The sequence below is a fragment of the Streptomyces sp. NPDC050147 genome, from assembly GCF_040660195.1.
Taxonomy (GTDB): Bacteria; Actinomycetota; Actinomycetes; order Streptomycetales; family Streptomycetaceae; genus Streptomyces.
This window is the reverse complement of sequence record NZ_JBFALJ010000057.1, coordinates 1-11,529: the sequence shown is the minus strand read 5'-3', so window position 1 is coordinate 11,529 and position 11,529 is coordinate 1. Positions and strand designations below refer to the sequence as shown.

General features: G+C 70.2%; 8 protein-coding genes and 1 pseudogene. 5 read left to right on the top strand and 4 right to left on the bottom strand.

The window, feature by feature from the left end; translation table 11 throughout:
- Window positions 1–136 precede the first annotated feature (136 nt).
- The gene (locus AB0I94_RS41815; RefSeq protein ID WP_363315066.1) at window positions 137–2,017 is read right to left on the bottom strand and encodes an ABC transporter ATP-binding protein; all 1,881 of its coding nucleotides are present in this window, start codon (window positions 2,015–2,017) and stop codon (window positions 137–139) included.
- Window positions 2,018–2,196: 179 nt separating this feature from the next.
- Here AB0I94_RS41815 and AB0I94_RS41810 point away from each other — a divergent pair, with 179 nt between their 5' ends.
- The gene (locus AB0I94_RS41810) at window positions 2,197–4,488 is read left to right on the top strand and encodes a glycoside hydrolase family 3 N-terminal domain-containing protein (RefSeq protein ID WP_363315065.1); all 2,292 of its coding nucleotides are present in this window, start codon (window positions 2,197–2,199) and stop codon (window positions 4,486–4,488) included.
- A gap of 57 nt (window positions 4,489–4,545) precedes the next feature.
- Here AB0I94_RS41810 and AB0I94_RS41805 read toward each other — a convergent pair whose 3' ends face one another.
- A complete protein-coding gene (locus tag AB0I94_RS41805) occupies window positions 4,546–5,403 on the bottom strand; it encodes a GNAT family N-acetyltransferase (protein ID WP_363315064.1) in 858 nt (285 codons plus the stop codon).
- A 334-nt stretch (window positions 5,404–5,737) separates the two neighbouring features.
- Between AB0I94_RS41805 and AB0I94_RS41800 the strand changes: the two genes are divergently transcribed.
- The 3 genes from AB0I94_RS41800 (at window position 5,738) to AB0I94_RS41790 (ending at window position 10,124) form a co-directional block, all read left to right on the top strand.
- Window positions 5,738–7,126, top strand: a complete 1,389-nt coding sequence (locus AB0I94_RS41800; protein WP_363315063.1) for a family 2B encapsulin nanocompartment shell protein — start codon at window positions 5,738–5,740, stop codon at window positions 7,124–7,126.
- On the top strand, window positions 7,113–8,507 hold the full coding sequence (locus AB0I94_RS41795) for a cysteine desulfurase (RefSeq protein ID WP_363315062.1): 1,395 nt from the start codon (window positions 7,113–7,115) through the stop codon (window positions 8,505–8,507). Before AB0I94_RS41800 ends, AB0I94_RS41795 begins: the two co-directional genes overlap by 14 nt.
- Before the next feature lie 81 nt (window positions 8,508–8,588).
- Window positions 8,589–10,124 (top strand): AMP-binding protein, encoded by a 1,536-nt coding sequence (locus tag AB0I94_RS41790; RefSeq protein WP_363315061.1) that lies wholly within the window; start codon window positions 8,589–8,591, stop codon window positions 10,122–10,124.
- 10 nt (window positions 10,125–10,134) lie between these two features.
- On the opposite strand, the gene AB0I94_RS41785 is transcribed toward AB0I94_RS41790, so the two are convergent.
- Both AB0I94_RS41785 and AB0I94_RS41780 read right to left on the bottom strand, forming a co-directional pair.
- The gene (locus tag AB0I94_RS41785) at window positions 10,135–10,464 is read right to left on the bottom strand and encodes a zinc ribbon domain-containing protein (RefSeq protein WP_363315067.1); all 330 of its coding nucleotides are present in this window, start codon (window positions 10,462–10,464) and stop codon (window positions 10,135–10,137) included.
- Window positions 10,465–10,626: 162 nt separating this feature from the next.
- Complete coding sequence (locus AB0I94_RS41780) at window positions 10,627–11,340, bottom strand: TetR family transcriptional regulator (protein WP_363315060.1); 714 nt, start codon at window positions 11,338–11,340, stop codon at window positions 10,627–10,629.
- A 108-nt stretch (window positions 11,341–11,448) separates the two neighbouring features.
- Between AB0I94_RS41780 and AB0I94_RS41775 the strand changes: the two are divergent.
- Window positions 11,449–11,529: pseudogene (locus tag AB0I94_RS41775) on the top strand (electron transfer flavoprotein subunit beta); the annotation flags it as partial.

Below are 11,529 nucleotides of genomic sequence, written 5' to 3'. Positions count from 1 at the left end.
GCTGCAGTTGAGCCTCGGTGACTGACGGGGCGCCGGGCAAGGTAGGCACCGAGGACACACGACTCATCGTGATCCGCGGCAACAGTGCCTCAGGCCGAAGGGTTCTCCCTTCGGCCCGGCGCCCTTCTCGCGATTTCTACGCCGCCATCTGCACCGGCTTGTGCGCGAACTGGGTGCGGTAGAGCTCCGCGTACCGGCCTTCCACCGCGAGCAGTTCCTCGTGCGTGCCGCGCTCCACGATCCGTCCGGCCTCGACCACGAGGATCTGATCGGCGGAGCGCACGGTCGAGAGCCGGTGCGCGATGACGATCGCGGTGCGGCCCTCCAGCGCCTCGGCGAGGGCCTCCTGGACCGCCGCCTCCGAGGTGTTGTCGAGGTGCGCCGTGGCCTCGTCGAGGATGACCACCCGCTGCTGGGCGAGCAGCAGCCGGGCGATGGTCATCCGCTGGCGCTCGCCGCCGGAGAGGCGGTAGCCGCGCTCGCCGACCACGGTGTCGAGGCCGTCGGGCAGGGAGCGTACGAGGTCTTCGAGGCGGGCCCTGCGCAGGGCGTCCCACAGGTCGTCCTCGGTGGCCCCGGGGCGGGCGAGCAGCAGGTTGGCGCGGACCGACTCGTGGAAGAGGTGGCCGTCCTGGGTGACCATGCCGATGGTCTGGCGCATGGACGCCGCCGAGAGGTCGCGGACGTCGACTCCGCCGATGCGCACGGCCCCGCCGTCCGTGTCGTAGAGGCGCGGAAGCAGTTGCGCGATCGTCGACTTGCCCGCGCCGGACGATCCGACGAGCGCCACGGTCTGGCCCGGCTCGGCACGGAAGGAGAGACCGTGCAGGACCTCGTCGCCGCCCCGGGTGTCCAAGGACGCGACCTCTTCGAGGGAGGCCAAGGAAACCTTGTCGGCGGACGGGTAGCCGAAGCGGACGTCGTCGAACTCCACCGCCACCGGGCCCGAGGGGACCTCGCGTGCGTCCGGCTTCTCGTCGATCAGCGGCTTCAGGTCGAGGACCTCGAAGACCCGCTCGAAGCTCACGAGCGCGCTCATGACCTCGACCCGCGCTCCCGCCAGGGAGGTCAGCGGCGCGTAGAGGCGGGTCAGGAGCAGGGCGAGGGAGACGATCGCGCCCGCCTCCAGGGTGCCGTTCAGGGCGAAGTAGCCGCCGAGGCCGTAGACGAGGGCGAGCGCGAGGGCCGAGACGAGGGTGAGCGCGGTGATGAACGTGGACTGTGCCATGGCCGTGCGGACACCGATGTCCCGCACCCGCCGGGCCCGCGTGGCGAACTCCTCCGACTCGGCGCCGGGCCGCCCGAAGAGCTTGATGAGCGTGGCGCCCGGAGCGGAGAAGCGCTCGGTCATCCGCGTGCCCATCGCCGCGTTGTGGTGCGCGGCCTCGCGCTGGAGCTTCGCCATCCGGGAGCCCATGCGGCGAGCGGGCACGACGAAGACGGGCAGCAGGACCAGCGCGAGGAGCGTGATCTGCCACGAGAGCGTCAGCATCACGGCCAGGGTCAGGAGCAGCGTGACCACGTTGCCGACGACTCCGGAGAGCGTGTTGCTGAACGCGCGTTGGGCGCCGATCACGTCGTTGTTGAGGCGGCTGACGAGCGCGCCGGTGCGGGTGCGGGTGAAGAAGGCGACGGGCATGCGCTGTACGTGGTCGAAGACGGCCGTCCGCAGGTCGAGGATGAGCCCCTCCCCCAGGTTCGCCGACAGCCAGCGGCCGAGCAGTCCGAAGCCGGCCTCGGCGACGGCGATGGCCGCGATGAGCAGGGCGTACCGGACGACCAGTGAGGACTCACCGTCCTTGACGATCACGTCCACGACGCTGCCTGCCAGGACCGGGGTCGCCACCGCGAGCAGTGCGGTGATGACGCTCAGGAGAACGAAGTAGACGATGCGGCGCTTGTGCGGGCGGGCGAAGGTCCCGATGCGGCGCAAGGTGGCGCGGGCGAAGGGACGGCGGTCCTGCTCGGCGTGCATCACGCTCTGCAGCTGGGTCCAGGCTGTCGTTTCCATGCTCATGAGAAGAACGTAGAACCTCAAGCTTCCTTGAGGTCAAGCGTCCAGTGCAGGACACCCGTACGAGACCCCGCGCGTCCCTGCCGCATCCCTTGACCCGCGTGTAACAGGAACGTACTTTCGCTTCAACTCTTGTGACCATCGCAGGGGTTGTCGACTTCCTGATGCGAGAAGGCGAACACATGCGAGAGCTACGAAGGCGTACTCTGCTGTCCGCGATCGGCGGCACGGCTGTCGCGGGGGGCGGCTTCACCGCCGCCAGCACCGGGATCGCCCACGCCGCGCCACGACGCCCCAGCCCCACGAGCCCCCTCGACCCGAAGATCAAGAAGCTGCTCGACCGTATGACTGTCGAAGAGAAGCTGGGTCAGCTGCAACAGCTCCCCTGGGGCGTCAGCACCGGCCCCGGCGGCAGCGAGACCAAGGACGTCGAGGACGCGGCGCGGGCCGGACGGCTCGGTTCGGTCCTGAACATCTTCGGCGCCAAGAGCAGCAACGCCCTGCAGCGCATCGCGGTGGAGGAGTCCCGGCTCGGCATTCCGCTGCTCTTCGGCCTCGACGTCATCCATGGCCTGTGGACCACGTTCCCCATCCCCCTCGCCCAGGCGTCGAGCTTCGACCCGGAGGTCACCAGGCGCGACGCCGAGGTGTCGGCGAAGGAGTCCCGCTCGAACGGCGTGCACTGGACGTTCTCGCCGATGATGGACGTCACGCACGAGCCGCGCTGGGGCCGGATCGCCGAGGGCTGCGGCGAGGACCCGTACCTCACGACGGCGTTCGCGGTGGCCAAGGTGGAGGGCTACCAGGGCGAGAAGGGCTCGGGACTCGACGCCAGGGACCGCGTCGCCGCCTGCGCCAAGCACTTCGTCGCGTACGGGGGCGCCGAGGGCGGCCGTGACTACAACACGGTCGACGTGTCGGAGTCGCGCCTGCGCAACCACTATCTGCCGCCGTTCAAGGCGGCGTTGGACGCGGGCGTGGCCACGGTGATGGCCTCCTTCAACACCATCAGCGGCGTGCCGGCCCACGGCAACTCCCACACGCTCACCGACGTGCTGAGCAAGGAGTGGGGCTTCGACGGGTTCGTCGTCAGCGACTGGAACGGCGTCGACGAGCTCGTCGCACACGGCTTCGCCGAGGACGGCGCCGACGCGGCCCGCCTCGCGCTGAACGCCGGCGTCGACATGGAGATGGCCAGCACGGACCTGGCCAGGCACGGCAAGAAGCTGCTGAGCGGCGGCAGGATCAGCGAGCAGCGCCTGGACGAAGCGGTCACTCGGATCCTGCGCCTGAAGTTCGCCCTTGGGCTCTTCGACCGTCCGTACGTCGACGAGGGCGCCGCCATCGACAAGCCGTCCGCCGAGGCCCGCAAGGCCGCCCGCGAGACCGCCGCCCGCTCGATGGTGCTCCTGAAGAACGACGGCAAGGCGCTGCCGCTCAAGAAATCCACCGGGTCGATCGCGGTCGTGGGCCCGTTCGGCGACTCCGATGACCTGCTCGGCACGTGGACGTTCCCCGGCGCTGTGAAGAACTTCCCTTCGGGGAAGATCCTCGCCGCGGTGAAGGCCGCGGCTCCGCGGGCGAAGGTGACGTACGCGAAGGGCGTGGACGCGGGAGGTGAGGACACCAGTGGCATCCCGGCGGCGGTCTCCGCGGCCAAGAACGCCGATGTCACCGTCGTCGTGGTCGGCGAGCCCCCGGCGATGAGCGGCGAGGCGGCGGCGCGCGGCGACATCAGCCTGCCGGGCGGGCAGGAGAAGCTGATCGAGGCGATCGCCGGGACCGGCAAGCCGTTCGTGGTGGTCCTGGTCAACGGGCGTCCGCTGACCCTCGGCGGCTGGCTGAGGTCGGCGCCCGCCGTACTCGAGGCCTGGCACCCGGGACTAGAGGCGGGCAACGCGATCGCCGACGTGCTGTTCGGCGAGGTCAACCCGGGCGGCAAGCTACCCGTCTCGTTCCCGCGGACGGTCGGCCAGATCCCCGTCCACTACAACCACGAGTCGACGGGCCGCCCGTACAGCGCGGACAACAAATACACGTCCAAGTACCTCGACCTGCCCCCGGACCCGCAGTTCGCCTTCGGCCACGGGCTGTCCTACACGGACTTCGAGATCGGCGAGCCGCAGCTGAGCCACGACCGCGTGCCGGCGCGGGCGCTGCGCAAGGGCGACACCCTGGAGGTCTCGGTCACGGTCCGCAACACGGGCGACCGCACGGGCGACGAGGTCGTCCAGCTGTACGTCCACGACATCGCGGCGAGCATCGCGCAGCCGGTGCGCAGACTGCGCGGGTTCCGCAGGGTGACGCTGAAGGCCGGCAGGTCGAAGACGGTCCGCTTCCGGCTCGGCGCCGAGGACTTGGGGTTCTGGACGAACACGGAGGACGGTGAGTTCCGTGTCGAGGAGGGGGCGGTGGACCTCTACGTCGGCAACAGCTCCGAGGCCAAGGCGAAGAAGAGGCTGACGATCACGTAGCGCGGGCGAGGGCCGGGGCCCGGTGCGCCGGGGCCCGGTGCGCCCGGCCCTCGCCGTTCAGCCGAGTTCGAGCGTGGTGACGCCGAAGACGCGTTCCTCGGCCAGCTCCCGCACCGGGCCGGTGTACATACGGGCGGTCGGGAACGTCGGCTTCATGCCGCGGGACTCGGCGAGGGCGACGGCGTGCGGCTGGGTCTCGGGGACGTCGATGACGACGGGTGTGTCGTCCGCCTCCGCCGTCAGCGCGTCGAAGAGCTCCTCCGCGTCGGCGCGCGTGTCCGCGAACAGGGGCCCGATGCGCAGGGCGCCGTGGGCCGGGCGGAGCACGCCGTATCCGGTGATGGTGCCGTCGACGATCCGGGCGAGGGCGCGGTGCCCGGGAGCGGTCAGCCACGACTGCAGGAAACGGGGGCGGTCCGCCGGGTGACTCGCGGCGTCGTACGCGGTGATCGCCCGCAGGCCCGCGGCCTCGACCGGCAGGACCCGTGCGGGTCCTGGAGCGCCGCCGGGCGCGGGGCCCACGTACCGGATGGTGCGGTGGGCGAGCTCGAAGCCAGAACGGCGGTAGTTGTCCTGCTGGGCGACCACGCCGTCGAGACCGACGGTGCGTTTGCCGGCGTGGGCGAGAGCCGTCCGCCAGGTCGCGAGGCCGTGGCCACGTCCTCGCTGGTCGGGGCGGACGAGGTAGAAACCCAGGAAGGCGTACACCTCGTCGTAGTTCACGACCGAGATCGCGGAGACCGGCTCGCCGTCGACGCGGCCGATGAAGAATCCGTCGGGGTCCTGCGTGAAGAAGGACGGGCTGTCCCGCAGGCCCGGATTCCACCCCTCGTCCGCCGCCCACCCGATGACGACCTGCCAGTCGTCGAGCGTCGCCCGCGAGACGGTGAGCCGCCCAGAAACCGAATCTGTCATCGCCGCACCCTTCATGAACCGGAGGGGACCGCCCCTCGCACCGGAACCATCCTTCCCGACTCCTCACCCCGATACCCGAGTCATAAGCGCTCCTTTCATGGGTGCGTGGATCCGGTATCGGGATGATTTGAGCCCCATATCCGCTGTGGACGGATTCCACGGCGGAGCCCTGGACGGATGGTCACGGGGTGCGAGGCCGATTGTCCGGTCATTTCAGGCCTTTTCTCGCTCAGCCTCCATAAACGGCTACTTGTGGCCATGGGGCAACCAGCAGACGATCGGCCCCGAACGCCATCTCGGCAGCCAGGACAGTCCGTTCTTCCAGGAGGTTCCAGTGAACGACCGGCTCGCACTCGGTCCGGATGCCGCACGGCAACTGGCGACGACCACCAAGACCACTCCCCAGATGCGCGGCATCACCCCGCGCTATCTGCTGCGCGCCCTGCCCTGGGTGGACGTCGAGTCGGGCATCTACCGGGTGAACCGGCGCAGGACGTTCGTGCTCGGTGACGATCGCGTCACCACGTACGAGGAGAACGGCTCGCAGCGTGTCGTACCCGGTGACTTACGCGAGGTGCCCTACCTCCGTGACGCCGACGACGCGCTGCTCGCGGAGCTGGCCGGCGCCTTCACCGAGGTCACCTTCGAGGCCGGGCAGGTGCTCGCCCAGGAAGGCGACAGCGCCGACCGGCTGTGGGTGGTGGTGCACGGCAGGGCCGAGAAGCGGATGACGGGGCGGTACGGCGAGGACGCGCTGCTCGAAGTCATCGGCGACGGCCAGTTCTTCGACCTCGGCGCGTGGACCCGGGGCCAGACGATGCCGTACCGCGTCAAGGCGCTCACCCCCGGCCTGGCGCTCTGCGCGGACCGTGGCGCCCTGACGGCGCTCGCCGACCAGGACGAGGCGCTGGCCGGCGCGATCACCGGATACCGCGAGGGCGACACCACGACACCCGGCGCCGAGGTGCCGGTGGATCTGACCGCGGGGCACGTCGGCGAGCCGGATCTGCCGGGGACGTTCGTCGACTACGAGGACGCGCCCCGCGAGTACCACATGACGCTCGCGCAGACGGTGCTCCGCGTGCACACACGGGTCGCCGACCTCTACAACGGGCCCATCGACCAGACCCGCGCGCAGTCCAACCTGACCATCGCGGCGCTGCGGGAGCGGCAGGAGTCCTCGCTCCTGAACCACCCGGAGCACGGCCTGTTCCACAACGTCTCCGCCGGGCAGCGGGTCCAGGCGCGCACCGGCGCACCCACCCCGGACGACCTGGACGAGCTCCTGACGCGGGTCTGGAAGCAGCCCGGCTTCTTCCTGGCCCACCCCAGGGCGATCGCCGCCTTCGGCCGGGAATGTACGCGCCGTGGCGTGCCCCCGGTGACGGACAACCGTTTCGGCAGTCCGCTCCTGACCTGGCGCGGTGTTCCGCTGCTTCCGTCGGACAAGGTGCGGTTCTCGGGCGGCATGGGCGCCGGACTCGGCACCACCGAGATTCTGTTGATGCGGACGGGCGAGGCCGAGCAGGGTGTCGTGGGGCTGCGGCCCGCGGGCGTCCCGGACGAGGTCGAGCCGGGCCTGTCCATGCGGAACATGGGCGTCGACCAGAAGGGCATCACGTCGTACCTGATGACGGCGTACTTCAACACCGCGGTCCTGGTCGAGGACGCCATCGCCGTCCTGCAGAACGTCGAGGTGTCCAACTACCATGACTATTCCTGACGTTACGGCCCGAGGGCCGGCCCTTCCGGGGCTTCCGGGCGGGGCGGGGCTTCCCGGCGGGGCGGGCCTTCCGGGTGGGGCGGGCCTTCCGGGCGGGACGCAGGCCGGAGCCGCGACGCCCGATGCCGGCGCCCTTCCGCAGCCGCAATCCTCGGGGTTCTCCCCCGAGTCGGCCCGCCAGGACATCCCGATCCTGCGGCGCACCGTCAACGGCCACCCCCTCGTCTGGCTCGACAACGGCGCCACCACGCAGAAGCCGCGCCAGGTCATCGAGGCGCTCGGCGCCTTCTACGGCGCCGCGAACTCCAACATCCACCGCGGCGCGCACACCATGGCCCGCGAGGCGACGGAGATGTACGAGGCGGGGCGGGCAGCGGTCGCCGGGTTCCTCGGGGCCGGGTCGCCGGACGACATCGTCTTCGTACGCGGCACGACCGAGGCCATCAACCTCGTCGCCCAGAGCTGGGGGCGGGCCAACCTCGGGCCCGGGGACGACATTCTGGTGGCCGTCCTCGAACACCACTCCGACATCGTGCCGTGGCAGTTGATCGCGAAGGAGACCCGCGCACGCGTCGTCCCGATCCCCCTCACTCCCCAGGGTGCGATCGACCAGGACGCCTACGCCGACCTCCTCTCGTCCCGCACCCAGCTCGTCGCCGTCAGCCACGCCTCGAACGTCCTCGGCACCGTCCCGCCCGTGAAGGAGATGACCGCCCTCGCCCATCGCTACGGCGCCAAGGTCCTGGTGGACGGGGCGCAGGCCGTCGCGCACTTCCCGGTCGACGTGCGGGATCTGGACGCCGACTTCTACGCCTTCTCGGGGCACAAGCTCTTCGCCCCGACCGGCATCGGCGCGCTCTACGCCAAGCCGGAGATCCTCGAGGCGATGCGGCCGTGGCAGGGCGGCGGCAACATGATCGACACGGTCGACTTCGCGCGGACCACGTTCGCGCCGGTCCCTCGCCTCCTGGAAGCCGGCACGGGCCACATCTCGGGCGTGGTCGGCCTGCTTGCCGCGCTGAACTGGTTCACGTCCTTCGACCGGGACGCTGTCGCCGCGTACGAGAGCGCGCTCATGACGTACGCGCAACAGGCCCTGGCCACGGTGCCCGGCCTGGAGGTCCTTGGTTCGGCGCCCGAGCGGATCGCGGTCCTCACGTTCACCCTCGCGGGCCACGATCCGGCAGGCGTCGCGGACTGGCTCGACCGCGACGGCATCGCCATCCGCGCGGGCCACCACTGCGCCCAGCCCGCGCTCGCCCACTACGGCCTGGAGTCGGCGGCCCGCGCCTCACTCGCGCTCTACAACACGTCCGAGGAGGTGGATCAACTGGTGGCGTCCTTGCGGCGACTTCAAGCGGCCCCGAAGCCGGCCGGGTGAGCGGCGGGCGTCGGGGGTCCGGTTTCCGTCGGGGCATGGTCGGATAGGCGGCGTACATCGACTGAGCTTCGGGAGGCCAGGATGTTCGTCCCGTTCGGGGCCCTTGATTTTCTGGACCGCGCCACGGCCGTGTACGGGGACCGGGTCGGCATCGTCGACGAACCCGACCAGCCGGCCGAGCCCTGGGAAGGGCTCACCTATCGGCGCGTGGGTGAGCTGGCGCGCGCCCAGGCCGCCGGGCTCGACGCGCTCGGGGTGCCGCACGGCGCACGGGTGGCGGTCGTCTCGCCCAACAGCGCGCGGCTGCTGACGTCATTCTTCGGCGTCAGCGGCCACGGGCGGGTCCTCGTGCCGGTCAACTTCCGCCTGTCGGCCGAAGAAGTGGGGTACATCGTCGGCCAGTCGGGGGCGAGCGTCCTTCTCGTCGACCCTGAGCTCGAGGACCGCCTCTCAGGGGTGACCTGCAAGCACCGCTACACGCTCGGGCCCGAGTCCGACGCGCAGTTGTACCGGTTCGACACCGAGCCCGAGCCCTGGGAGCAAGGGGAGAACGCCACCGCGACCATCAACTTCACCAGCGGAACGACCGCGCGTCCCAAGGGCGTTCAGATCACGCACCGCAACATCTGGGTGAACGCCCTGACGTTCGCGCTGCACGCCGGGGTCACGGACCGGGACGTCTATCTGCACACCTTGCCGATGTTCCACGCGAACGGTTGGGGCATGCCGTTCGCGATGTCCGGCATGGGCGCGCGCCAGATCGTGCTGCGCAAGGTGGACGGCGCGGAGATCCTGCGCCGGGTGGCCGAGCACGGGGTCACGGTGATGTGCGCGGCGCCCGCCGTGGTCAACGCGGTGCTTGCCGCGGCGCGGACGTGGGAGGGGGAGATCCCGGGCCGGGACCGGGTGCGCATCATTGTCGCGGGCGCTCCACCGCCCACCACGACCGTCGAGCAGGTCGAATCGGAGCTCGGCTGGGAGTTCATCCAGATCTACGGCCTCACCGAGACCTCTCCCCTGCTCACCATCAACCGCACGCGCGCCGAATGGGACGGCCTCACCTCACGGCAGCGCGCGGAGAAGCTCGTCCAGGCCGGGGCCCCCGCCCTGGGCGTCACGCTGCGCACGTCGGACGAGGGCGAGATCCTCGCCCGCTCGAACGTGATCCTTGAAGGCTACTGGGAGCAGCCGGAGGAGACCGCTCAGGCGCTGGAGGGCGGCTGGTTCCACACGGGCGACGGCGGGTCGATCGGCCCGGACGGCCATCTGACGATCAGCGACCGCAAGAAGGACGTCATCATCACCGGCGGTGAGAACGTGTCGTCGATCGAGGTGGAGGACGTGCTGTTCAGCCATCCCGCGGTCGCCGAGGTCGCCGTCATCGGAGTGCCGGACGAGAAGTGGGGCGAGACCATCAAGGCCTTGGTCGTCCTCGCCCCCGGCACACAGGCCACGGAAGAGGAGCTCATCCGGCACTGCAAGGAGCACCTAGCCGGCTTCAAGGCGCCGACCTCGGTGGAGTTCCGCGCAGAACTGGCCCGTACGGCCACCGGAAAACTCCAGAAGTACAAGCTGCGGGGGCCCTACTGGGAGGGCCGCGAGCGCGGCGTCAACTGATCGGAACGCACTACCAGTCGGCGCTCGCGTTCGTCTCGCAGAGCTCGAAGACGGCTTCGCCGGTCTCCGGATCGGACCCGGCCACGGGCCGCACGCGCGCGCCGACCCACACGAGATGCGGCGAGGCGCCCACGACACGGCAGCGGAACACGAACCCCTCGGGAAAACGGACGAGGGATTCGTTGCGTGCGGTGCCGGTGTAGCGGTTGACCACGCTGGACTGGACGACGACGCCTTCGCCGTCGCTCCGCTCGGTCTCCAGATCGCTGGACGCGCACACCGGACACAGCATGCGCCGGAAGGACGCGGTGCCGCACCATCGGCAGCGCTGGTAGATCATGCCGGTTCGCTCGTGCTCTGTGGGCGCGATGCTCAATTCCTGGTGGGACACGTCTCGACCCCCTGCATTGACCTGCACTCGGCTCGGATGCGCCGCGCTCGGCGTCGACGCATCCGCACCATATGGCACTGAGTGCCAAGAGGTAAAGGTACTGAGTGCAGCTCAGTCGGATTCCTGGCCGAGGGCCGACTCGACGCGCTGCACCACGCGCCACATGGGGGCACGCTTCGAGACCACCATGACGACGACGTCTTCCTGCGCGTCGTCGGCTGCGTCCGCCCTGGTGGCGCCGCTCCCCCACCCTTCCCGCACGAGCCCGAGCGCGTGGTCCACCGCCGCCTCGGCGTCGCCGTCGCCTCCCGAACGCAGCCAGGAGCGCAGGGCGTTGTTGTGCGCGGCGACCACGGCGGCGGCGATCACCTCGGCACGCAGGGAGCCGTCCTCGGCGTCGGCGTAACGGCAACGGAGATAGCCGGCCATGGTGCGTTCGTAGCGGCGCACGACGGAAAGCTCGTACGTACGAAGGCCGGGGACCTCCTGCGTGAGGCGGTAGCGCTGCACGGAGAACTCGGGGTTCGTGGCGTACATCCGCAGCACGATCCGGGCCGCATCGCACACGGCGTCCACCGGATCGGCGCCGCCGGCCGCCTCCAGGAAAGCCGTCATGTCGGCCAGGCAGCTCTCGTGGTCGGGGAAGACCGCGTCCTCTTTGGACGGGAAGTACCGGAAGAAGGAGCGGCGTCCGACCCCGGCCCGCGCCACGATGTCGTCCACCGTGGTCTGCTCGAAGCCCCGCTCCAGGAACAGCTGGAACGCCGCCGTGGCGAGCACCTCCCGCATGGGGGCCTTCTTCGCTGGTCCGCGCGCCTCAGTCATGCGGGGAACGTAGCATCGTGAGGGCCTGTATGGCACTACGTACCTTTACAGGGGGTACTGAGTGCCATACCGTCGTCATAACGAACCACACCAGGTAGGAGAGCCGGCGTGAGCTTGAGGATCGTTGTCACCGTGAAGTACGTGCCTGACGCCACCGGCGACCGGCATTTCGCCGATGACCTGACCGTC